Source organism: Psychrobacillus vulpis (assembly GCF_006861825.1).
In the GTDB taxonomy this organism is placed as follows: domain Bacteria; phylum Bacillota; class Bacilli; order Bacillales_A; family Planococcaceae; genus Psychrobacillus; species Psychrobacillus vulpis.
Window position 1 is genome coordinate 120,984 of the sequence record NZ_VDGI01000003.1, and the last position, 22,826, is coordinate 143,809.

At 37.4% G+C, this 22,826-nt stretch carries 21 protein-coding genes; 20 read left to right on the forward strand and 1 reads right to left on the reverse strand.

The window, feature by feature from the left end:
- Positions 1 to 27 precede the first annotated feature (27 nt).
- From coaBC to spoVM, 11 genes are all read left to right on the forward strand, one after another.
- The gene (gene coaBC, locus FG384_RS04560; RefSeq protein ID WP_142641405.1) at positions 28 to 1,236 is read left to right on the forward strand and encodes a bifunctional phosphopantothenoylcysteine decarboxylase/phosphopantothenate--cysteine ligase CoaBC; all 1,209 of its coding nucleotides are present in this window, start codon (positions 28 to 30) and stop codon (positions 1,234 to 1,236) included.
- Positions 1,233 to 3,644 carry a primosomal protein N' gene (gene priA, locus FG384_RS04565; RefSeq protein WP_142641406.1) on the forward strand — a complete coding sequence of 804 codons (2,412 nt, stop codon included), beginning with the start codon at positions 1,233 to 1,235 and terminating at the stop codon, positions 3,642 to 3,644. Before coaBC ends, priA begins: the two co-directional genes overlap by 4 nt.
- A gap of 23 nt (positions 3,645 to 3,667) precedes the next feature.
- Positions 3,668 to 4,159: a peptide deformylase gene (gene def / locus FG384_RS04570; protein WP_142641407.1), complete on the forward strand. Its 492-nt coding sequence runs from the start codon at positions 3,668 to 3,670 to the stop codon at positions 4,157 to 4,159.
- Entirely contained in the window at positions 4,156 to 5,097 is a 942-nt protein-coding gene (gene fmt, locus FG384_RS04575) for a methionyl-tRNA formyltransferase (RefSeq protein WP_142641408.1), read from the forward strand. Before def ends, fmt begins: the two co-directional genes overlap by 4 nt.
- Positions 5,094 to 6,470: a 16S rRNA (cytosine(967)-C(5))-methyltransferase RsmB gene (gene rsmB, locus FG384_RS04580; RefSeq protein WP_142641409.1), complete on the forward strand. Its 1,377-nt coding sequence runs from the start codon at positions 5,094 to 5,096 to the stop codon at positions 6,468 to 6,470. Before fmt ends, rsmB begins: the two co-directional genes overlap by 4 nt.
- A 284-nt stretch (positions 6,471 to 6,754) precedes the next feature.
- Positions 6,755 to 7,492 (forward strand): Stp1/IreP family PP2C-type Ser/Thr phosphatase, encoded by a 738-nt coding sequence (locus tag FG384_RS04585; protein ID WP_142641410.1) that lies wholly within the window; start codon positions 6,755 to 6,757, stop codon positions 7,490 to 7,492.
- A gap of 2 nt (positions 7,493 to 7,494) precedes the next feature.
- Entirely contained in the window at positions 7,495 to 9,450 is a 1,956-nt protein-coding gene (pknB, locus tag FG384_RS04590; RefSeq protein ID WP_142641411.1) for a Stk1 family PASTA domain-containing Ser/Thr kinase, read from the forward strand.
- A gap of 11 nt (positions 9,451 to 9,461) precedes the next feature.
- Positions 9,462 to 10,343 carry a ribosome small subunit-dependent GTPase A gene (rsgA, locus tag FG384_RS04595; protein ID WP_142641412.1) on the forward strand — a complete coding sequence of 294 codons (882 nt, stop codon included), beginning with the start codon at positions 9,462 to 9,464 and terminating at the stop codon, positions 10,341 to 10,343.
- A 2-nt stretch (positions 10,344 to 10,345) separates the two neighbouring features.
- Entirely contained in the window at positions 10,346 to 11,014 is a 669-nt protein-coding gene (gene rpe, locus FG384_RS04600; RefSeq protein ID WP_142641413.1) for a ribulose-phosphate 3-epimerase, read from the forward strand.
- On the forward strand, positions 11,011 to 11,667 hold the full coding sequence (locus tag FG384_RS04605; RefSeq protein WP_142641414.1) for a thiamine diphosphokinase: 657 nt from the start codon (positions 11,011 to 11,013) through the stop codon (positions 11,665 to 11,667). Before rpe ends, FG384_RS04605 begins: the two co-directional genes overlap by 4 nt.
- Positions 11,668 to 11,683: 16 nt before the next feature.
- Positions 11,684 to 11,776 carry a stage V sporulation protein SpoVM gene (spoVM, locus tag FG384_RS04610; RefSeq protein ID WP_142641415.1) on the forward strand — a complete coding sequence of 31 codons (93 nt, stop codon included), beginning with the start codon at positions 11,684 to 11,686 and terminating at the stop codon, positions 11,774 to 11,776.
- Between the two features lie 156 nt (positions 11,777 to 11,932).
- Here spoVM and rpmB read toward each other — a convergent pair whose 3' ends face one another.
- The gene (rpmB, locus tag FG384_RS04615) at positions 11,933 to 12,121 is read right to left on the reverse strand and encodes a 50S ribosomal protein L28 (RefSeq protein WP_093263405.1); all 189 of its coding nucleotides are present in this window, start codon (positions 12,119 to 12,121) and stop codon (positions 11,933 to 11,935) included.
- A 712-nt stretch (positions 12,122 to 12,833) separates the two neighbouring features.
- On the opposite strand from rpmB, the gene FG384_RS04620 reads away from it, so the two are divergent.
- The 9 genes from FG384_RS04620 (at position 12,834) to fabG (ending at position 22,797) form a co-directional block, all read left to right on the forward strand.
- Positions 12,834 to 13,196, forward strand: coding sequence for an Asp23/Gls24 family envelope stress response protein (locus tag FG384_RS04620; protein WP_142641416.1), 363 nt, complete (start codon positions 12,834 to 12,836; stop codon positions 13,194 to 13,196).
- 17 nt (positions 13,197 to 13,213) lie between these two features.
- Positions 13,214 to 14,869, forward strand: a complete 1,656-nt coding sequence (locus tag FG384_RS04625; RefSeq protein ID WP_142641417.1) for a DAK2 domain-containing protein — start codon at positions 13,214 to 13,216, stop codon at positions 14,867 to 14,869.
- A 959-nt stretch (positions 14,870 to 15,828) separates the two neighbouring features.
- A complete protein-coding gene (gene sdaAB, locus FG384_RS04630; RefSeq protein ID WP_142641418.1) occupies positions 15,829 to 16,491 on the forward strand; it encodes an L-serine ammonia-lyase, iron-sulfur-dependent subunit beta in 663 nt (220 codons plus the stop codon).
- A gap of 12 nt (positions 16,492 to 16,503) precedes the next feature.
- Entirely contained in the window at positions 16,504 to 17,403 is a 900-nt protein-coding gene (gene sdaAA / locus FG384_RS04635; RefSeq protein WP_142641419.1) for an L-serine ammonia-lyase, iron-sulfur-dependent, subunit alpha, read from the forward strand.
- Positions 17,393 to 19,441 (forward strand): ATP-dependent DNA helicase RecG, encoded by a 2,049-nt coding sequence (recG, locus tag FG384_RS04640; RefSeq protein WP_142641420.1) that lies wholly within the window; start codon positions 17,393 to 17,395, stop codon positions 19,439 to 19,441. Before sdaAA ends, recG begins: the two co-directional genes overlap by 11 nt.
- Before the next feature lie 96 nt (positions 19,442 to 19,537).
- Positions 19,538 to 20,104 carry a transcription factor FapR gene (gene fapR, locus FG384_RS04645; RefSeq protein WP_142641421.1) on the forward strand — a complete coding sequence of 189 codons (567 nt, stop codon included), beginning with the start codon at positions 19,538 to 19,540 and terminating at the stop codon, positions 20,102 to 20,104.
- A gap of 15 nt (positions 20,105 to 20,119) precedes the next feature.
- Positions 20,120 to 21,115, forward strand: a complete 996-nt coding sequence (plsX, locus tag FG384_RS04650; protein WP_142641422.1) for a phosphate acyltransferase PlsX — start codon at positions 20,120 to 20,122, stop codon at positions 21,113 to 21,115.
- Positions 21,108 to 22,058, forward strand: a complete 951-nt coding sequence (gene fabD, locus FG384_RS04655) for an ACP S-malonyltransferase (protein WP_142641423.1) — start codon at positions 21,108 to 21,110, stop codon at positions 22,056 to 22,058. Before plsX ends, fabD begins: the two co-directional genes overlap by 8 nt.
- Positions 22,051 to 22,797: a 3-oxoacyl-[acyl-carrier-protein] reductase gene (gene fabG, locus FG384_RS04660; protein WP_142641424.1), complete on the forward strand. Its 747-nt coding sequence runs from the start codon at positions 22,051 to 22,053 to the stop codon at positions 22,795 to 22,797. Before fabD ends, fabG begins: the two co-directional genes overlap by 8 nt.
- Positions 22,798 to 22,826: the final 29 nt, after the last annotated feature.

Sequence of the window (22,826 nt, forward strand, 5' to 3'; positions counted from 1 at the left end):
GTTGTTATTTAGAGGGGAGAATTTATGATGTTAACTTCTAAAAAAATTGTTGTTTGTGTGACTGGTGGTATAGCGGTTTATAAAGCAGTTGCGCTTGTAAGTAAACTTACACAAGCTGGAGCAGATGTGAAAGTAATTATGACGAAATCAGCGATGGAATTTGTACAACCATTAAGTTTTCAAGTGATGTCTAGAAATGATGTGTATTTTGACACATTTGATGAAAAAGATTCTAGCGTCATCGCACATATTAACTTAGCGGACTGGGCGGATTTAGTAATAGTTGCACCAGCAACAGCGAATGTAATTGGTAAGCTTGCAAATGGAATAGCGGATGACATGGTGACGACAACGTTACTGGCAACTACTGCAAACGTTTGGATTGCTCCTGCCATGAATGTACATATGTACGATAATGCTGCAGTAATACGTAATATCAATCAACTTTCAAAAGACGGCTATTCATTTATCGAACCTTCTGAAGGTTTTTTAGCATGTGGATATGTAGGGAAAGGTCGTTTGGAAGAGCCAGAAAAAATAGTAAAGTTAGTGGAAGAATATTTCTCACCAAAAGATTTACCTCTAAAAGGTAAGAAAGTAGTTGTAACGGCAGGTCCTACGAGAGAAAGAATTGATCCAGTAAGATTTCTAACAAACTTTTCTAGTGGGAAAATGGGTTATGCAATGGCGGAAGCGGCTGCTGTTTTAGGTGCAGAAACGGTTCTTATTTCTGGGCCAGTTTGTATCGATGCTCCACCAAATGTGAGCTTAATTTCTGTAGAGAGCGCTAAAGACATGTATGAAGCTGTTCTGGAGGAGTTTGACACAGCATCTATTGTTATTAAAACAGCAGCAGTGGCAGACTACAAGCCAAAAGATGTACATGCCCAAAAAATGAAAAAGCAACCGGGAGAAGCTTCAATTGTAATAGAACGTACTACTGATATTCTTGCAGAGCTTGGTCAAAGAAAAAAAAGCCAACTTTTAATCGGTTTTGCTGCAGAAACGAATGATGTAATTCATTACGCAAAAGGGAAATTAGAAAAGAAAAACGCCGATTATATTATAGCAAACGACGTGACAGAGGCGGGGTCTGGATTTGGTACAGAGACAAATTCTGTAACGTTAGTTGGGAAAAATGATGTAGAAATGCAGTTTCCACATCTACATAAAAAGGAGCTTGCACTTCAATTACTTCAAACGATCATGAAACTAGAAAAAGATGAAACTAAATGATAGTAGAAGTAATCGTAGATGTATCAGCATATCCAATTGATCGTCCTTTTGACTATATTGTACCTGAAGAACTAGAGACCCTCGTTGAACGCGGGAGCCGTGTGCATGTTCCTTTTGGAAATCGTAAAGTGCAAGGATTTATAACAGATGTGAAAGAGCAGACGGACTTAGATATTTCAAAATTAAAAGAAATTCACTCCATTATCGATGTGGAGCCTGTTGTAACGGAAGAGCTTTTACAACTTTCCAAATGGCTAACAAATAAAACGCTATGTTATGAAATTGATGCTCTTCAAGTAATGCTCCCAGCAGCTTTGCGTGCTTCGTATAAAAAAAACATTAAGTTAATAGATCCATCTGCACTGGATGAAGCGTTTTTAGCTTTATTCTACAAAAAAGAAGTCATTTCTTATGATGTTATCGAAAAGTCGGGTTTATTGCGTCAAATGAAGAAGTACTTAATTGACGGTAGTGTACATTTAGAAACGGTCATAAAACAACAGGCGAAAGCAAAAACAATTTTAAAGTATCACGTTACAGCCGATAAAGAATTCATTCTCGAGCAATTAAAAAGTTTAACGAAACAAGCGGTTAAGCAAAAAGAGCTAATAGAATGGCTATTAGATCAAGAGCAGACTTCTTTTACAATGAATGAATTAATGGATTTAGCAAAAGCAAATAATAGTTCAGTGAAAGCTTTAGTCGACAAAAATATTTTAGAAAAGCGTAACGCTGAAATTTATCGCGAAATTACAACATTAGACCATCAAGAGAAAGATCAACGATTTCAACTTACAGACGAACAAATCTCTGCACTTACAAACATAAATCATTCACAAAATCATGCAGAAAACACAACATTTCTCCTACACGGGATTACAGGCAGTGGAAAAACTGAAATTTACTTAAATGCGATTGAAAATTCAATATTAAAAGGAAAGCAAGCAATAATGCTAGTGCCTGAAATCTCATTAACGCCTCAAATGACACGTCGCTTTAAGTTACGTTTTGGCGATCAAGTGGCAGTCATGCATAGTGGATTATCAATCGGAGAAAAATACGATGAATGGCGTAAAATATGGCGTGGAGAAGTAAAGGTTGTCGTTGGTGCAAGATCTGCTATATTTGCTCCTTTTAAAGACTTAGGTGTCATTATTTTAGATGAAGAACATGAGTCTACCTATAAACAAGAAGATAATCCAAGATACCATGCAAGAGATGTTGCAATTTGGAGAAGTGAGTTCCATAAATGTCCGGTTATTTTAGGTAGTGCTACTCCTTCATTAGAATCTTATGCGCGGGCATCTAAAGGTGTTTATTCTTTATTAAAACTGAAAATGCGTGCGAAAGAGCAAGCCCTACCAACTGTGAATGTGGTCGATATGCGAGCGGAGTTGAAAAATGGGAATCGTTCTATGTTTAGTGTGGATCTAGCAGATGCAGTAAGAGAAAAGCTCGAGAAAAAAGAGCAGATTGTATTGTTTTTAAATAAACGAGGGTTTTCTTCTTTCGTATTGTGTCGAGACTGTGGAACAGTAGTAGAGTGTAAGCAATGTGATATTTCCCTTACATATCACCGTGCCGGAGAACAGCTAAAATGTCATTATTGTGGCCATGAAGAACCGGTTCCGTCGAAGTGCCCGGAATGCGAGAGTGAACATATCCGTTTTTTTGGAACTGGAACTCAAAAAGTCGAAGAAGAAATCGCAAAATTGTTTCCATTTGCTAGAGTGTTACGAATGGATGTTGATACAACCAAAACAAAAGGGTCGCATGAGCGTATATTGAAGCAGTTCGGAGACGGAGATGCAGATATTTTACTTGGTACACAAATGATCGCAAAAGGCCTAGACTTTCCGAACATAACGTTAGTAGGAGTGTTAAACGCAGACACAACTTTACATTTAGCCGATTTTCGAGCAGCTGAAAAAACGTTTCAATTAATGACACAAGTAAGTGGCCGAGCAGGTAGACATGATAAAGAAGGACAAGTATATATTCAAACATATACGCCAGAGCATTACGCGATTGAGCTTTCCAAAAGCCAATTATATGAACCTTTTTATCAAAAGGAAATGCTCGTTCGGAAACAATATGGTTATCCACCTTTTTATTATTTAACACTTGTTCAAGTAACACATGAAAACGTTATGGTTGCATCTGAATATGCTAAACTTGCGACAAATTGGTTAAGAGTCAATTTATCATCTGAGACGCTAGTTATTGGTCCAACTGCTTGTGCTATCAGTAAAATACAAAATAGATATCGTTACCAATGTTTGATAAAATACAAAAAAGAACCACTATTAATCGAAAAATTACAGCAATTAATTAAAATTTATCGTACGGAATGGATGAAAAAAGGCATTATCTTAACTATTGATTTAGACCCTTCCACAATTTTATAGGCTGTTTGAAATGAGGAAATGAAATGGCAATAAGACCAATTATTACACACCCAAATGAAATACTGACAACAAAATGTAAAGAAGTAGAAGTTTTTGATGAAAAATTAGCAACACTTCTGGATGATATGTACGACACAATGATCGCATCAGATGGAATTGGACTTGCAGCTCCTCAAATTGGGGAAACAATTCAAGTAGCAATTGTTGACTTAGGAGAAGGGCAAGAAGTAATTGAAATGATTAATCCGGAAGTAGTTGAAATTGGCGGATCTGAAATTGAAGTAGAGGGTTGTTTAAGTTTTCCTAACTTATACGGTGAAGTAGAGCGACCATTTTACGTGAAAGTGGAAGCACAAGATCGTGATGGTGCTTTGTACGAACTCGAAGCAGAGGATTATGAAGCAAGAGCCATTTTGCATGAAATTGACCATTTGCATGGCATTTTATTTACTTCTAAAATCATCCGTTATGTCGATATAGAAGAACTTGAGAATGAAGAGGAGGAAGAAGCATGACATCTATTATTTTCATGGGGACACCTGCATTCTCGGCTCCAATATTAAGAATGCTAGTTGAAGAAGGGTATAATGTTCTGGCAGTTGTTACACAACCAGATCGTCCAGTTGGGAGAAAAAAAGTATTAACTGCTCCACCTGTAAAAGAAGAAGCGGTTAATCTTGGTCTTCATGTGATTCAACCAACAAAATTAAAAGGATCAGAAGAACTACAAGAAATAATTGATTTGAATCCAGATTTGATAGTAACTGCTGCATTTGGACAACTTTTACCGAAAGAATTACTCGATGCACCGGAACTTGGTTGCATTAATGTTCATGCATCGCTGTTACCTGCATATCGTGGAGGTGCACCAATTCATCAAGCGGTTATAGATGGACAAGACAGAACAGGTGTAACGATTATGTATATGGAAGAGAAGCTTGATGCGGGTGATATTATTGCGCAAAGTGAAATTCCTATTACACATTTAGATGATACGGGTTTGCTTTTCGATAAATTAAGTGTAGTTGGTACTGAATTATTAAAGGAAACGCTCCCATCGATAATTTCAAAAACAAATAATTGTGTTAAACAGGATGAATCACTTGTAACATATGCAAGAAATATTTCTCGTGAACAAGAGAGAATCGATTGGAACAAATCTGCAATTGACATACACAATCAAATTCGTGGTCTTCATCCTTGGCCAGTTGCGTATACATCGTTAGAAGATCAATCGGTGAAAGTTTGGAAAGCAGATACAATTCAAGTAAATACAAAAGAACTACCAGGAACAGTTGTGAAAATAGAATCGGATTATTTTGTCGTTCAAACAGGTTTGGAAGAAGCAATTCGAATAGATGAATTACAGCCAGCTGGAAAAAAGAAAATGTCCGCAGAAGATTATTTGCGTGGCGTAGGTTCGAAATTGCGAATAGGGGATAAATTTGAATGACAAAAAAAACAGAAAAAATTTGGACAGGTAATGTTCGTGATGCAGCACTATCGATATTAATGGCTGTTGAAAAACAACAAGCGTATAGCAATTTATTATTACATCAAACAATCGAAAAGTATAATATCGATCCAAAAGACCGTGCTTTGCTTACCGAGTTAACGTATGGGACGCTACAATATAAAATGACATTGGATTATTATTTACAACCATTTATAAAAGGGAAGTTAGACGATTGGGTAAAACAATTGCTGCGTCTTTCTCTGTATCAAATTCATTACTTGTCTCGTATACCTGATCATGCAGCTGTAAATGAAGCGGTAGAAATAGCTAAAAGAAGAGGGCACAAAGGTATTTCGGGTGCAGTAAATGGAATTCTTCGTTCCATCTTACGAGAAGGAGTTCGTTCGACAGAAGAAATTACAGATGAAATGGAAAGGCTTTCGATTGAAACGAGTCATCCTTTATGGATGGTCAAACGTTTTGTAGCTGAGTATGGCATTGAAACAACAACGAAAATGTTAAAAGAAAATAATGAACCTCCTGTAACAACGCTTCGTGTAAACTTATTTAAACGAACTGTTGAGCAAGTGCTACATTTAATGACACAGGAAGGTTTCGTAGTTGCACAAAGCGATACTATTCCAGAATGCATTTATTTGTTTAATGGACAAGCAGCAAAAACAACTGCTTTTCAAAAAGGTTTTGTGACGATTCAGGATGAAAGCTCGATGATTCCAGCATATGCACTTCAAGTAGAACCTGGCATGACTGTTTTGGATATGTGTTCAGCTCCTGGAGGTAAAACGACGCATATTGCAGAAAAAATGAAAAACACAGGAAAGCTAGTGGCAATGGATATTCATCAGCATAAATTAAAGCTAGTGAAAGAAAATGCAGAACGACTAGGCTTCAGCTTCATTGAAACTGTCGAAATGGATGGTCGAAAAGCATCGGAAATTTATCCAGAGCAATCATTCGATCGAATTTTAGTTGACGCACCATGCAGTGGGTTAGGCGTGATGAAGCGTAAGCCAGATATTAAATATACGAAAAATGAGAAAGACTTTGCATCTTTGAAGCCAATTCAACTGAAATTATTGGAAGAAGCATACAAGCTGTTAAAACAAGATGGTATTTTAGTATATAGTACGTGTACAGTTGATCGTGAAGAAAATGAAGGGACGGCCAAACTATTTTTAGAAGCTCATCCTGATATGAAACTTCAAGATTTTCCCAACGTTATTACTAATATAAAAGAACAGGAAGAAGATGGAATGCTTCAACTATTCCCACAAGATTTAAGAAGCGATGGTTTCTTTGTTTCTGTATTCAAGAAAAGCGGAAGCGCCTTGGTCAGCCCCGACAAGTAAATGACGGTTGGGGAAGGTCTGCAAAGAACGCCACGTCCTGTGGCAATGCAGACATGACTCGCTTCGTGCGAGCCTAGGAGGCAGTTCTTCAGCCACCGGAAGAAATCGACATTTAACCTCGAGGGGCTAGGCGCTGCAGCTAGACAACAAGAAAAGCGGAAGCGGGGATCAATAATTATAGTTTCGATTTAACGCTTTCTTGCGACGAGCTTTTTACAAAATATAGATAGATATTGTGTTGGAGAGTTGTGCTTTCTTTTCATTCTAAAAGAGGTGAAGGAAAAATGGAGTTCGTTGTTAAAACAGATGTGGGTATGCGAAGAACGGTAAATGAGGATCGTGCAGATGTTTTTGTTCGTTCAGATGGACGTATTTTAGCTATTGTTGCAGATGGAATGGGCGGTCATAATGCTGGAGATGTAGCAAGTGAAATTGCTATAACAGAGTTTAAAAGATATTTCGCTGCCTATAATCCATCCATTGTAAAACCTAAGGATTGGTTAACCTATACATTTCAGTCTATTAATCAATCCATTGCAAAACATTCCTCTACGAATGTTGGATGTGAGGGTATGGGTACTACGTTAATCGCTGGTTTGTTTGATAGCAATAAAGGGATAATCGCCCATATTGGCGATAGTAGAGTTTATCAATTAACTCCTACTAAATTGGATCAAATAACACGTGATCATTCATACGTAAATGTATTATTAGATTCAGGCGAAATAAATGAAGAGCAAGCGAAAATTCATCCTAAGAAAAATGTACTCATGAAAGCTGTTGGAACAGAAACTACGATTCATCCTGATTTTTACGAAGTAGAATTTCAACCAAATTCATATTTTCTTTTTTGTACAGACGGATTAAGCAATAAACTGAGTGAACCATTTATTCACACCATTCTTTATTCTGAAAAGCCATTACAAGAAAAAGGTACAGCACTAGTGGACGAAGCAAATAGAGCAGGTGGAGAAGATAATATTTCATTAATCTTACTATCTAATAACGATGAGGAGGTGTAAGGATGATGATTGGCAAACGAATTAGTGGCAGATATAAATTGCTTGATATGATAGGCGGAGGAGGAATGTCTAACGTTTATTTAGCGCATGACATGATTTTAGATCGTGATGTAGCTATTAAAGTGTTGCGTTATGATTTTTCCAATGAGGAAGAATTACACCGCCGTTTTCAGCGTGAAGCATTGTCTGCGACAAGCCTTACACACCCTAATATTGTGAGTATATATGACGTTGGCGAGGATGGAGATATTCATTATATCGTGATGGAGTATGTTAAAGGAGAAACATTAAAACAATACATACAAAAAAATGCTCCAATTTCTCCAGTTAAATCCATAACGATTATGAAGCAATTAACTTCAGCTATTGCAAATGCGCATAACAATCATATTATTCATCGCGACATAAAGCCGCAAAATATATTATTGGATGAAGAAGGAAAAGTAAAAGTAACCGATTTTGGAATTGCGATGGCGCTTAGTGCTACGTCTTATACACAAACAAACTCCGTTCTCGGAACTGTTCATTATTTATCTCCAGAACAAGCACGTGGTGGAACAGCGACGAAAAGATCGGACATCTATGCTTTAGGAATTGTGTTATTTGAGCTCTTGACAGGACAACTACCTTTTTCAGGAGAGTCCGCAGTTTCAATTGCCTTAAAGCATTTACAAACGGAAACCCCTTCTATTCGGGCTATAATTCCTTCCATACCGCAAAGTTTGGAGAATGTTGTATTAAAAGCAACGGCAAAAAATCCGAATGACCGATATGGAACTGCAGAAGAAATGGAATTAGATTTAGCAACAGCTTTATCTCTTGAGAGAGCTGATGAAAAGAAATTTGTTGTTGCTGTGGATGATGATGCGACAAAAGTTCTTCCGATAATTAGAGAACCTGTTTCGTTTGAACAAGTGTCAGATACAAAAAAAATGCCAGTAGCATCTGTTTCGACGGATAAGGAAACTCCGAAAAAGAAAAGTAAGAAATGGAAAATAATAAGCGGTATTGTTGCGGGTGTAATAATGCTTATGCTCATGATAATTATTCTAATTCCTGGGTTATTTAGGCCAGATAAGATGGAAGTTCCAGATGTTTCAAATTTAGAGCTGGAGCTTGCAATTGAACAATTGAAAGCAGATGGTTTTAAAATCGGAGAACAAACGGAAGAGTTCTCAGAAGAGGTAGAAGAAAATTTCATCATTCGAACGACTCCAGAAGCTGGAAAACTCCGTGAAAAAGGAACGGAAGTTCACTTATTCGTTTCATCTGGTAAAGAGACTTCTTCAATTGGAGATTATACAGGTAGAAATATTGAGCAAGTAAAAGTATTATTGCAAAACCAAAACCTACGCTCTATTGAAGAAGATCCACAACATTCTCCTGAGCCAATTGGTACTATTTTAAAACAAGATCCACCAGGTGGAACAGAAATAATTCCATCCGAAACAGATTTGGTATTTACGGTTAGTAAAGGACTGGACCTAAGAGCAGTGTATGACTTAAAAGACTATAATGGAAAAGCATTAAGTGACTATGAAAGATCTTCCGGATTCAAGATTAAAGTAGTTGGAAGTGAGAATTCGGAGACAATTGCTAAAGGAAATGTGGTTAGACAAGCTCCGTTAGCAAATGAAAAAATCGCACCTGGAAGTACCATTGAAGTTGTTCTTTCAGATGGGCCGAAAGCTAAACCTACAAAGCTGTTTGTCAAGTCAGTAACAATTCCATTCGAGCCAGCCGTAGATGGTGAAGTTGAAGCAGAACAAATCGTTCGGATTTATGTAGATGACAAAACAAGAACGATGGCTGAACCAGTTGAAGAATTTGTGCTAACGGAAACAGTAGTAAAACAATTAAAATTAGAAATAAGTGAAGGAAAAAAAGCTGCTTACCGAATAGTAATTGGGTCAACAGTTTTTGCGGAAGAAACAATTGCATACGAAGATTTAGAATAGGGAGGTTTCGGATGCCAACAGGTCAAATTAGAAAAGCGTTAAGCGGATATTATTATGTGTACGATAATGATCAATTAATACAATGTAGGGGTAGAGGTGTTTTTAGAAATAGAGGAGAATCACCACTAGTTGGTGATTTTGTAGACTATACAGTTGAGGGTGAAAATGACGGCACAATTACTGTCATTCATGAGCGGAAAAATAGTCTCGTACGTCCTCCTATTGCGAATATAGACCAAGCCATTCTTGTCTTCTCTGTTAAAGAGCCTGACTTTAATACGATATTATTAGATCGTTTCTTAGTCGTTCTGGAGTCTTTTCATATTCAACCCATTATTTGTTTAACGAAAAGTGATTTGTTAGATGAAAAGATGGAACTAGAACTTCTTCAATATAAGAAGGAGTATGAACAGATCGGATATACAGTCTTAATGACTTATAAAGATGACCCGAAATTTGATGAAAAGATTGCTCCGATTTTAAGTGGGAAAACAACCGTGCTTGCGGGACAATCAGGTGTAGGAAAATCAACGTTATTGAATACAATATTGCCGTCATTAAATTTAAAAACTGGTGTAATTTCGGATGCATTAGGTCGTGGGAAGCATACAACAAGACATGTGGAACTAATTGAAGTTTGTGAAGGTCTACTTGCAGATACACCTGGGTTTAGCTCGTTCGAGTTTGATCTGATGGAAAAAGAGGAGCTTTCCAGCTGTTTCCCTGAATTTGTGGAAATTCAAGATTCGTGTAAATTTCGAGGATGTATGCATGTGAAAGAGCCAAAATGTGCAGTAAAAGAGGCTATAGAAGTAGGAGATATAAAAGAATATCGATATGATCACTATTTACAGTTTTTAAATGAAATTATGGATAGAAAGCCGAGGTACTAAATATGGTTAAAATTGCTCCATCTATTTTAGCAGCAAACTTTGCAAAGCTTGGAGAAGAAGTATTAGAAGTAGAAAAAGCAGGTGCAGAACTCATTCATATCGATGTAATGGATGGTCACTTTGTACCGAATATTACAATGGGGCCAATAGTTGTGGAAGCGCTAAGACCACTTACAAAGCTGCCACTAGATGTTCATTTGATGATTGAAAATGCCGACTCATATATAGAATCATTCGCAAAAGCTGGTGCTGATTATATTACAGTACACGTAGAGGCTTGTCCGCATCTTCACCGCACGATTCAATTGATTCGTTCATTTGGAGTGAAACCGGGCGTAGTATTAAATCCACATACTCCAATTGAGTCGATTCAACATGTGTTAGAAGATATCGACATGGTTCTATTTATGACCGTAAATCCAGGTTTTGGAGGTCAAAAATTTATTCATTCCGTAGTACCAAAAGTGAAACAATTAGCGGATATTATTAAAGAAAGAAACTTATCTATCGAAATCGAAATTGATGGTGGAATAAATGAAGAAACGATCATTCCTTGTGTAGAAGCAGGAGCTACTATATTGGTAGCAGGCTCTGCAATCTATAATGCTGAAGATAAAGGGAAGGCTTTACAAGCAATTAAAGAAGCTGGGTTAAGTGTAGCTGGAAAATGAAAAGCGTGATTGTTTGCTCGGGAGGTCCAGTAGAGGAAGTTGTTGATTTTAAACAACTTCCTCTTTCAAAAGAAGACACAATTTTTATCGGAGCTGATCGTGGAGCTCTTCATTTATTGGCGAGTGGAATTACGCCAGATGAAATAATAGGAGATTTCGATTCACTATTAGAGGATGAATATCGCTTTCTTGAACAATCTGTAGATAAAATGACAGTATTACAAGCTGAAAAAGATGAAACAGACACGCATATAGCAATACTTCGTGCACTAACTTATAAACCAGATGCAGTCATTTTAACTGCTGTAACTGGTGGCAGACTCGATCATTATGAAGCAGTTTTACATGATATGGTCCGTTTTCAAATGAAGTATCCTGAAATTAATTTTTACATACGAAACAAGCAAAATATTATTCGATTTTTATTACCTGGAAAACATCAAATAGAGCAAGATAAACATTTTAACTATATTTCATTTTTCTCTTTTGGTGAAACAGTCAAAAACGTTTACTTAAGAGGATTCTTATATGAAGTAACGAATGAAGATATTTCGATTGGCAATGCAAAATTCACAAGTAATGAAGTAAGTGGACGAAATGGTACTATCTCTTTTACTGCTGGCATATGTTTAATGATAAGAAGCAGCGACTAAAAGGGAGGAATTGTGTGTGAAGGTATACACATTTAGATTGCCTAAATCACTAAGTAGTTTTGTGAGAGTTTGTATTCGCATGTTTAGAAAAGAAGAAGTGAAGAAGTAAAAGTTTTTCGATGACTCCATCATTGGGGTCTTTTTTTTGTTGCATTATTGTCACTGAAGAGTTTTGGTTATGAAATAAGTAAATATAAGAATGATTCTCTAAAATGAAAAAATGCCAGGTCGACTATTATCGACCTGGCATTAATTATGAGTGCGATTAAACGCGCTCAATTTTTCCTGATTTCAAAGCTCTAGCAGAAACCCATACACGTTTTGGTTTACCGTCTACAAGAATGCGGACCTTTTGAAGGTTTGCCCCCCACGTACGCTTGTTAGCGTTCATTGCGTGAGAACGAGCATTACCAGAACGAGCTTTACGCCCAGTGATTGCACATACTTTTGGCATTATATTTCCTCCTTTAAAAAAGAAGCTGAAAGATTTTTCAGTTCGATATTTCACATACTTTAATAATTTACCACAGACACCTCGTATGTGCAACACTTATCAAGAAAAAAACCTTTACACTAAGAAATGTGGAAGACACCGTATAGCTGCGACAAGCAAATGCCAGTTCCCGAGGAGGCAGCCCCACAGCCACCGCAGGAAACTGGCATTTGACCCCGAGCGACTAAGAGGCGAAACTAGACACATAGAAATGCGCAAGCGCCTACTTCTGCCCTGACAGGCAAATGAGGAAAAGCGAGGAGGCAGTTCCTCAGCCACCACAGCAATATCCCATTTAACCCCGAGGAGCAAGTCGCTGGAGCTGGACATAAAGAAATGTGGAAGACACCGTATAGCTGCGACAAGCAAATGCCAGTTCCCGAGGAGGCAGCTCCACAGCCATCCTAACGATTTTGTTTTCGACAAGCAGTAGATCGATTTCTTTTGAAAAATTATTAGAATAAATATAACATAACAATGTTGCTATAATTAGAGATCTTGTTTGTTTCAATTGAATTTGTTAAGACTATTATTCCCTAGTATTTGTTTCCTAATTCACGAACATAACTTATACTATATGGTGATATACGATAGAATGTAATCGCTCTCTTTTATAATTTCGATGGGTGTAGTACAATTAGGGGTAGTCAAAAAGGACTTGGGAGGTTTCATCATGTCAATTGAATTGAAAAATGAATTCGGACAAATTGATATATCGCAAGATGCAGTCGCACAATTTGCAGGCGGAGCCGCGATGGAATGCTATGGAATAGTTGGTATGGCATCTAAACATCAAATTAGAGATGGTTTAACGGATATTTTAAGAAAAGAAAATTTTGCAAAAGGTGTCATCGTTAGACAAGAGAAAGAAGATTTACATATTGATATGTATATAATTGTTAGTTACGGAACAAAAATTTCTGAAATAGCTTATCAAGTGCAATCGAAAGTGAAATATACACTTCATAAATCTCTTGGTATGTCAGTGAAATCCGTAAATGTGTTTGTACAAGGAGTTCGCGTGGCAAACGTGTGAGTGAGGGAGAGAAAATAATGAAATCAATCAATGGTATACAATTTGCGGATATGATTAAAATGGGAGCGCATCATCTTTTTCAGAATGCAGATTACGTAGATGCTTTAAATGTGTTTCCTGTTCCAGATGGAGATACAGGTACAAATATGAACTTATCCATGACTTCTGGAGCGAAAGAAACAGCTGCACATACGGTAGAGCATATTGGAAAAACAGCTCAAGCTTTATCGAAGGGGTTGTTAATGGGAGCTAGAGGAAACTCTGGAGTCATTTTATCTCAATTGTTCCGTGGCTTTGGAAAGTCTGTTGAGCAACAAGGAACATTAGATGCAAAACAATTTGCGCAAGCATTAAACTATGGTGTAGAAACTGCCTATAAAGCAGTAATGAAGCCAGTAGAGGGTACTATTTTAACGGTAGCAAAAGACTCTGCAAAGAAGGCTGTTGAAGTAAGTGAAAAGGAAGAAGATATTCGTTTACTAATGGAAGCGGTTGTGAAAGAAGCAAAACAATCTTTGAACAGAACACCAGACTTACTTCCTGTTTTAAAAGAAGTAGGTGTAGTAGATAGTGGTGGACAAGGGCTTGTATTTGTTTATGAAGGATTTTTGGCAAGCTTAAAAGGTGAAGCCTTACCTGAAAAAACAGTAAATACGTCAATGGATGACTTAGTAAACGCGGAACATCATAAAAATGTCCAAGGTTTCATGGATACAGCAGATATCGAGTTTGGCTTCTGCACAGAATTCATGGTTCGATTAGATCATGGCAAAAAAGCTTTCGATGAAACTGATTTTCGAAATGTTTTAAGTGCATATGGAGATTCTCTCTTAGTTATATCTGATGAAGAAATGGCTAAAGTCCATATTCACTCGGAAACTCCTGGCGAAGTTTTAACATATGGTCAACAATTTGGAGAACTAATTAAAATAAAAATAGAAAATATGCGTCAACAGCATACTGAAATCGTTGGAGAGGGTTATTCGAAAGAGGTTCCGACGAAAAAAGCAGAAGTACATCCTTATGCGGTAGTAACAGTTGCAATGGGATCAGGTGTTTCGGAACTACTAAAAAGTCTTGGAGCATCCGTTGTCATTGAAGGCGGACAAACGATGAACCCTTCCACAGAGGATTTTGTAAAAGCAATTGAAGCTGTTGGAGCTGAACGGGTGTTAATTCTACCAAATAATAAAAACATTATTATGGCGGCAGAACAAGCAGCAGAAGTTTTAGGCATTGAAGCGGCTGTTGTACCGACAAAGACAATACCTCAAGGAATGTCTGCTATTTTAGCGTTTAATGGACAAGCTTCAGTGGAAGAAAATAAAAAGTATATGACGGAAGCATTTGCACATGTGAAAACTGGCCAAATTACTTTTGCGGTTCGAGATACATCCATTGATGGTGTTGAAATTAAAAAAGATGATTTCATGGCAATTGCAGAAGGTAAAATTATTCTTTCTAATTCTTCTAGAGAAGAAGCTGTAACGAAGCTCGCACAAGAATTGATTGATGAAGATGCAGAAATAGTTACAATCATTTACGGTGAAGATGTGACGGAGGAAGAAGCAACAAAACTAGCTGCATTTATTGAAGAACAATTTGAAGATGCTGAGATTGAATTGTATAACGGTAAACAACCTCTATATCCATACATCTTATCTGTTGAGTAAATTAAAGCCACGGGAAACAACAAGTCCCGTGGTTTTTCTATGTGATTTTTGAGATGTAGCTAATCGGAATTACTCAGAAAATAAGTCATGTATATTTCGATAATTTCCAATTGTTCTAGAGTGAATTCTATTGCTAAGCATTTTGGTAATCGTATGGCTGTAATCTGGCCATCGCAATCCACGATACAATTTTTGGCTACTTAGGCGACATGCAAATCGTGGAATCACATTACACGAACTATCTAAATTGTAAATCCATTATGTCATTAATTTGGTTAAGGATATTATCTTTTGGCACAAATTATTTAGTTCTGTATATGGGATTGTCTCTTCCACAATTTCCTCCACGCTATTTATTTATTTCTAGAAAATCGTTGAAAAGGGCAACACCCGTGGAAAGAGAGGGCCTGAAAAACTCTAAAAAGTATTTTGGTAGGAACTATTTGCTGTATTTATTTAAGAGAATTTAGCGCGACGCATGAGACTCCTGCGGGAAATCGAGACAGACGAGACCCCGCACGAAGCAGAGCGAAGGAGGAGGCTCGTCGCTCGCCCGCGGAAAGCGAATGCCAAAGCGATAAATTCTCTTAAAAACTATTTGATAGAAATTATTAGAATAAAACTTTTTCAGGACCCCGCGGAAAGGGAGCCGTTTCAACGATTTTCTTATCTATTGGGTTATTGTACAACTCCGTCTGTCAAAGCTAATTATGGAGACTTTTTCAGTACACTCTAAGTGAGGAGAGGACAGAAAAGTTGTCAATTTTTTAAGATAAACCTTTTTCATTTCTCCCAAAACGAACCGAAAACGTACATTTACAAAAGAGTCTAGCTTTTTTCTTAGAGATCTTTGATGGAATAAATTATCCAACTAAGCCTTGTAATTTAATACTTTTGTTAAATTCGTATATTAAGTGTAAAATAGAAAGTAAATATATTTTTAAATGGAGGTCTATGAATTGAAATTCAAATCCGTTTTTGACATAATTGGACCCGTTATGATTGGACCATCCTCTTCACATACAGCTGGGGCAGCTCGTATAGGTAGAGTAGCGAGAGATTTATTTGGAAAACAACCAACATGGGCTAAAATCTATTTATATGGATCTTTTGCAGAAACGTATAAAGGTCATGGGACAGATGTAGCTATCATTGGTGGATTATTAGATTATGATACATTTGATGAACGAATAAAAACTGCATTTGAAGATGCTGAAAAAGCTGGACTTTCATACGAATTTATTCCTGAAACAGCAAACACAGAACATCCAAATACAGCTAGAATTGTCATTGGCGATGGAGAACAAGAAATGTCAATGGTCGGTATATCAATTGGCGGAGGGAAAACAGAAATTACGGAGTTAAACGGTTTTCCTCTTCGTCTATCTGGTAACTTAGCCGCAATTCTAGTAGTACATGAAGACCGTTCTGGATGTATAGCAAATGTAGCTAACTGTCTAGCGAAATATGATATTAATATAGGTCATATGGAAGTTTCTCGAAAAGAAAAAGGAAATATGGCGTTAATGATTATCGAAGTAGATCAAAATGTTGATGAGAATATACTAGAAGAAATTACCAAATTACCTAATATAACGCAAGTAACAAGAATTGCAGACTAAGGAGGATTACGAATGGAAGTTTTATTTCATAATGTTCGTGAATTAGTTGAATTAGCTAATAGCGAAAATAAACTGATTTCAGAAATCATGATTGAGCAAGAAATAATGATTACAGGACGTTCGCGTGAAGAAATTATTGCGCAAATGGATCGTAATTTAACCGTGATGGAAGAAGCAGTTGAAAAAGGATTAAATGGAGTTCGATCTACTTCTGGTTTAACTGGTGGAGATGCAGTACTTCTTCAAAATTATATGAAGCAAGGAAACACGTTATCTGGTGAATTAATGCTAGATGCTGTAAGTAAAGCGGTTGCTACAAATGAAGTTAATGCGGCAATGGGAACTATTTGTGCAACTCCTACTGCAGGTTCAGCTGGGGTAGTGCCTGGTACACTCTTTGCAGTAAAAAACAAGCTGAATCCAACGAGAGAACAAATGATTCGTTATTTATTTAATGCTGGTGCATTTGGTTTTGTAGTTGCTAATAATGCATCTATTTCAGGTGCGGCGGGTGGCTGTCAAGCAGAGGTTGGTTCTGCAGCAGGTATGGCAGCGGCTGCGATTGTGGAGATGGCTGGTGGAACTCCCGAGCAAAGTGCACAAGCGTTCGCTATTACACTAAAAAATATGCTTGGATTAGTTTGTGATCCTGTAGCTGGTCTTGTAGAAGTGCCTTGTGTAAAACGTAATGCGATGGGCGCTTCCAACTCTTTAGTAGCTGCAGATATGGCGCTTGCTGGTGTTACTAGTCGTATTCCATGTGATGAAGTTATCGATGCGATGTATAAAATTGGTCAAACAATGCCAACATCTTTGAAAGAAACTGCTCAAGGCGGACTCGCTGCAACTCCTACTGGAAAATGGTTAGAAGCTAAAATTTTTGGTGGAGCTGTCTTGAATAGTGGTAACTAAGAAAGATGAGTTAGTTACTTCCTTAAAAGGAGTGGGGAGTGGAACGGCTAACGCGTTAGAAGAATTAGGGATAGTCACGTTAGAAGATTTAATAGAGACATTCCCTTATCGTCATGAAGATTTTCGGTTAAAAAATTTAGCTGAAACCGCACATAATGAAAGAGTAACAGTAGAAGGAAGGGTCGAAAGTGAGCCTTCTCTTCTTTTTTTAGGAAAAAATAAATCTAGAATGCAAGTACGTCTATTAGCAGGACAACATCTTATTAAAGCAGTATTTTTCAATCAAGCGTATTTAAAAACAAAAATTGTTCCTGGTTCCATCATTACAGTTACAGGGAAATGGGATAGAGGTAGACAAGTTATTAATGTTTCTACTTTTACAGCAGGTCCTAAAACAGATCAACAAGACTTTGAACCTGTATATTCTTTAAAAGGCTCAATTAATCAAAAGACTTTCCGAAAATTTATGAGACAAGCTTTAGATGAAATGAGTGGACATTTAATCGATCCATTACCTGAGTCCATACGAACAACCTACCGTTTACCAAATATTGCGGATTCGTTAGAAGGGATTCATTTTCCACAAAATGTGGAGCATTCCAAAAATGCAAGACGTCGTTTTGTATACGAGGAGCTACTTGTTTTTCAACTTAAAATGCAAGCTATAAAAAAAGCCCGGAAAGAACAAAACGTTGGAAACAGTATTTTGTTCCATAATGACTTATTGAAAAAGTTAATTGATTCTCTACCGTATGAGCTTACAAATGCGCAAAAACGAGTGGTCAACGAGATTTGTCGTGATTTAAAAGAACCACATCGTATGAATCGGCTTTTGCAAGGAGATGTAGGTTCAGGGAAAACAATCGTTGCAGCTATTTGTTTGTATGCTGCCATTACTGCAGGCTATCAAGGAGCTCTTATGGCTCCTACTGAGATTTTAGCGGAGCAGCATGCAAGCTCGCTAGATGAGTGGCTTTCTCCGATTGGGGTAAAAATTGCTTTACTTACTGGTTCAACAAAAGTGAAAGCAAGGCGAGCAGTTCTAGAAAACCTTGCAGCAGGGAACATAGATTTGTTAATCGGAACGCATGCACTCATACAACCTGATGTAACATTTAAACAACTTGGGTTAGTCATTACGGATGAACAACATCGATTTGGTGTCGAACAACGTAGAGTTTTAAAGGAAAAAGGGGAAAATCCTGATGTTCTGTTTATGACGGCGACCCCAATACCAAGAACGTTGGCCATAACTGCTTTTGGAGAGATGGATGTATCAATAATTGATGAAATGCCAGCTGGACGAAAAAAAATTGATACGCATTGGATGAAACATGATCAACTGCATAAACTGATCGTGCGGTTAAAAAAAGAGTTGGCAAACGGTCGACAGGCCTATATTATCTGTCCTCTTATTGAAGAGTCGGAAAAACTAGATGTACAAAATGCAGTAGATGTATACAATATGATGGCAGCTGATTTAGGAGATGGGTATAAGGTTGGGTTAATGCATGGCCGACTTCATCCTGATGAAAAAGAAGAAGTAATGAGAGATTTTTCTGAAGGAAAAGTGCAAGTTCTTGTTTCTACAACAGTAGTTGAGGTTGGAGTGAATGTACCGAACGCTACTTTTATGATTATTTTCGATGCAGAACGTTTTGGACTTGCGCAACTTCATCAACTCCGTGGTAGAGTAGGGCGTGGTGAACATCAATCTTACTGTATTCTTCTTGCTGATCCTAAATCTGAAGAAGGAAAAGAACGAATGGTGTCCATGACTGAAACGAATGACGGATTTGTTTTAGCAGAAAAAGATTTAGAGTTGCGAGGTCCAGGTGATTTCTTTGGACGAAAACAAAGCGGATTACCTGAATTTAAAGTGGCAGATCTTGTACACGACTATCGTGCACTTAATACAGCAAAAGTTGATGCGGAAAGACTTTTGAGCTCTGATGAATTTTGGAAATCGGAGGAAATGGAAGGTCTTCGAACGATATTAATAAACTCAAAAGCATTGGACGGAGAACGAATTGATTGAGGAGAATGCAAGAGTGATTATGAATCAATTCTTGCATTCTTTTTTTAATGTTTATATACTGATATTAGTACCAAGTGCTAAAATGGTGGTGATTGGATGAAATACTCAAAAAAAGAACGACAAAAACTACTTTTAGAAACGCTAGAGAAAAACCCATTTATCACAGATGAAAAATTAGCGTCCTCATTTAATGTAAGCGTTCAGACGATACGTTTAGATCGAATGGAACTAGCTATCCCAGAATTGCGAGAGCGCATAAAAAATGTAGCAGCACATAATTTTGGAGAAGAGGTTAAATCTCTTCCGATAGATGAAGTGATTGGAGAAATTATTGATATTGATTTAGACAGACAAGCCATTTCTTTATTAGATATTACACAAGACCACGTCTTTGCAAGAAATGGAATAGCGCGTGGACATCATTTATTTGCACAAGCGAATTCATTGGCAGTTGCGGTTATAAATGATGAATTAGCTTTAACGAGAAAGTCTAATATAACATTTGTAAAACCAGTAAAAGCTGGTGATCGAGTAATTGCTAAAGCTATTGTAGTTTCCAGTGATACGGAAAAGAATAGCACACTAATCGAAGTGACGAGTAAGGTAGAAAATGACACGGTGTTTGTTGGTCATTTTAGTATGTATCGAGTAACAAAGTCTTAAAAAAGGTGATGACTAATGAAAATTTCCATTGATGCGATGGGTGGAGACAATGCCCCACACGAAATAGTAAAAGGTGTATACGAAGCATTACAAGCATTTGATGATATAAACATCCAGTTATACGGTGATGAGGGGAAGTTAACTCCATTAATAACTGCGCATGAGCGATTAACGGTTATACATACAGATGAAGTAATTGAAGGGACGGATGAGCCAGTAAGAGCTGTTCGAAGAAAGAAAAATTCTTCTATGGTGAGAATGGCGGAATCCGTAAAAACTGGAGAAGCAGATGCATGTGTTTCTGCTGGGAATACAGGGGCTCTAATGGCTGCAGGATTATTTGTAGTTGGTCGTATTGACCAGGCAGATCGTCCAGCATTAGCACCGACATTACCTACACTCGATGGTAAAGGATTTGTTATGCTTGATTTAGGAGCAAATTCGGATGCTAAACCAGAACATTTGCAACAATTTGCAGTTATGGGTAGCGTTTATGCGGAAAAAGTTCGCGGCATCGAAAACCCACGAGTTGGACTATTGAATATTGGGACAGAAGATAATAAAGGAAATGAACTTACAAAAGAGGCTTTTTCTTTATTAAAAGAAGCTCCAATAAACTTTATCGGAAATGTGGAATCTAGAGATTTGTTAACAGGGGCTGCGGATGTAGTCGTAACCGATGGATTTACAGGGAATATGGTATTAAAAACAATCGAAGGTACTGCGTCTGGTATTTTTACGATGTTGAAACAAGCATTTACTGCTTCAACGAAAGCTAAAATTTCATCGCTTTTAGTAAAAGATGAACTTAGAGGTCTAAAACAAAAATTAGATTACACGGAATACGGTGGAGCTGGATTGTTTGGCTTGAAAGCTCCAGTTATTAAAGCGCATGGTTCTTCCAATGCAAATGCTATTTTTCATGCTATTCGACAAGCCAGAACAATGGTAGAATATGATGTTTGTGGCATTATACAAAGTACTTTACGAAAGGAATCTTCCAATGACTAAAATTGCATTTATCTTTCCAGGACAAGGTTCACAATCTGTTGGAATGGGTCAACCATTCATTGAAAATGATACAGAAAGTAAAAAATACTATGAACAAGCAGACGAAGTATTAGGGTTTTCCTTATCTAAGATTATGTTAGAGGGACCTGCTGAAGAGTTGACGAAAACATATCATGCACAACCTGCATTACTTACGACAAGTACTATGATTGCCAAAAAGTTATTGGCAGCGGGTATCTCTCCAGGCTATACTGCTGGTCATAGCTTAGGAGAATATACAGCGCTAGTTGCATCCAATGTATTGAGTTTTGAAGATGCGGTTTTATTAGTTCATAAAAGAGGTTTATTTATGAATGAAGCAGTACCTGCTGGAGAAGGCGCAATGGCTGCGATTTTAGGGTTAGATAAAGAATCGTTAACTGAAGTAACGAAAGAAGTTTCTAGTAAAGGTGAAACTGTACAAGTAGCGAATCTGAATTGCCCAGGCCAAATTGTAATATCAGGAACGGCTGCAGGAGTAGAACAAGCTTCCGTAAAAGCGAAAGAAGCAGGAGCAAAAAGAGCTATACCGCTAGTTGTAAGTGGACCATTCCATTCAGAATTGATGCGACCAGCAGCACATAAATTAGATGACGCCATATCATCACTTGGATTAGAAGACGCAGTAACTCCAGTTATTTCAAATGTTACTGCTAATCCAGTATCATCTGCCTCAGAGATTAAAAACCTATTAGTAGAACAGTTATATTCGCCAGTTCGATGGGAAGAATCCGTACAAAAAATGATCGAGCTTGGAGTTACTGTATTTATCGAATGTGGACCTGGCAAAGTACTCAGCGGATTAGTGAAAAAAATCGATCGCTCAGTTACTACTTATTGCGTGTACGATGAGGAAACTTTGCAACAAGTAATTACTGAAATAGGAGAGGTTATAAATGGGTAAATTAGACGGAAAAACTGCTATAGTAACAGGCGCGTCTCGTGGAATAGGAAAAGATATTGCGCTTTATCTTGCTAAAGAAGGCGCGAAAGTTGCTGTAAACTACAGCGGTAGTAAAGAAAAAGCAGAAGCAGTAGTAGAAGAAATTAAGTCTCTTGGTGGAGAGGCATTTGCGATTCAAGCAAACGTGGACCAAGCGGAGGATGTTCAAAACTTAGTAAGTGCGACTTTAGAACATTTTGGTTCGATTGATGTTTTAGTAAATAATGCGGGAATTACACGTGATAATTTATTAATGCGAATGAAAGAACAAGAATGGGACGATGTACTAAACACGAACTTAAAAGGTGTATTCCTATGTACGAAATCCGTTACTCGTCAAATGATGAAGCAGAGACACGGGCGTATTATTAATATCACTTCTATCGTAGGGGTATCAGGTAATCCTGGACAAGCAAACTATGTAGCTGCTAAAGCAGGAGTAATTGGTTTAACAAAAACGACAGCTTTAGAGCTTGCGAGCCGTAATATTACTGTTAACTCTGTTGCACCAGGCTTCATTACAACAGATATGACAGAAGCTCTACCTGAAGAAGTAAAAACTCAAATGTTAAGTCAGATTCCACTAGCTAAGTTTGGGAATCCAGAAGATATTGCAAAAGCAGTTGCATTTTTGGCTTCTGATGATGCAAATTACATTACTGGCCAAACGATTCATGTAAACGGTGGAATGTTCATGTAATAGACTTTTATTGAGCAAAGAAATTCTGT

Excerpts from the sequence above, each read along its gene's own strand:
- coaBC (WP_142641405.1), top strand. The coding sequence starts at position 28 with ATGTTAACTTCTAAAAAAATTGTTGTTTGTGTGACTGGTGGTATAGCG.
- priA (WP_142641406.1), top strand. The coding sequence starts at position 1,233 with ATGATAGTAGAAGTAATCGTAGATGTATCAGCATATCCAATTGATCGT.
- def (WP_142641407.1), top strand. The coding sequence starts at position 3,668 with ATGGCAATAAGACCAATTATTACACACCCAAATGAAATACTGACAACA.
- fmt (WP_142641408.1), top strand. The coding sequence starts at position 4,156 with ATGACATCTATTATTTTCATGGGGACACCTGCATTCTCGGCTCCAATA.
- rsmB (WP_142641409.1), top strand. The coding sequence starts at position 5,094 with ATGACAAAAAAAACAGAAAAAATTTGGACAGGTAATGTTCGTGATGCA.
- FG384_RS04585 (WP_142641410.1), top strand. The coding sequence starts at position 6,755 with ATGGAGTTCGTTGTTAAAACAGATGTGGGTATGCGAAGAACGGTAAAT.
- pknB (WP_142641411.1), top strand. The coding sequence starts at position 7,495 with ATGATGATTGGCAAACGAATTAGTGGCAGATATAAATTGCTTGATATG.
- rsgA (WP_142641412.1), top strand. The coding sequence starts at position 9,462 with ATGCCAACAGGTCAAATTAGAAAAGCGTTAAGCGGATATTATTATGTG.
- rpe (WP_142641413.1), top strand. The coding sequence starts at position 10,346 with ATGGTTAAAATTGCTCCATCTATTTTAGCAGCAAACTTTGCAAAGCTT.
- FG384_RS04605 (WP_142641414.1), top strand. The coding sequence starts at position 11,011 with ATGAAAAGCGTGATTGTTTGCTCGGGAGGTCCAGTAGAGGAAGTTGTT.
- rpmB (WP_093263405.1), bottom strand. The coding sequence starts at position 12,121 with ATGCCAAAAGTATGTGCAATCACTGGGCGTAAAGCTCGTTCTGGTAAT.
- FG384_RS04620 (WP_142641416.1), top strand. The coding sequence starts at position 12,834 with ATGTCAATTGAATTGAAAAATGAATTCGGACAAATTGATATATCGCAA.
- FG384_RS04625 (WP_142641417.1), top strand. The coding sequence starts at position 13,214 with ATGAAATCAATCAATGGTATACAATTTGCGGATATGATTAAAATGGGA.
- sdaAA (WP_142641419.1), top strand. The coding sequence starts at position 16,504 with ATGGAAGTTTTATTTCATAATGTTCGTGAATTAGTTGAATTAGCTAAT.
- fapR (WP_142641421.1), top strand. The coding sequence starts at position 19,538 with ATGAAATACTCAAAAAAAGAACGACAAAAACTACTTTTAGAAACGCTA.
- plsX (WP_142641422.1), top strand. The coding sequence starts at position 20,120 with ATGAAAATTTCCATTGATGCGATGGGTGGAGACAATGCCCCACACGAA.
- fabD (WP_142641423.1), top strand. The coding sequence starts at position 21,108 with ATGACTAAAATTGCATTTATCTTTCCAGGACAAGGTTCACAATCTGTT.
- fabG (WP_142641424.1), top strand. The coding sequence starts at position 22,051 with ATGGGTAAATTAGACGGAAAAACTGCTATAGTAACAGGCGCGTCTCGT.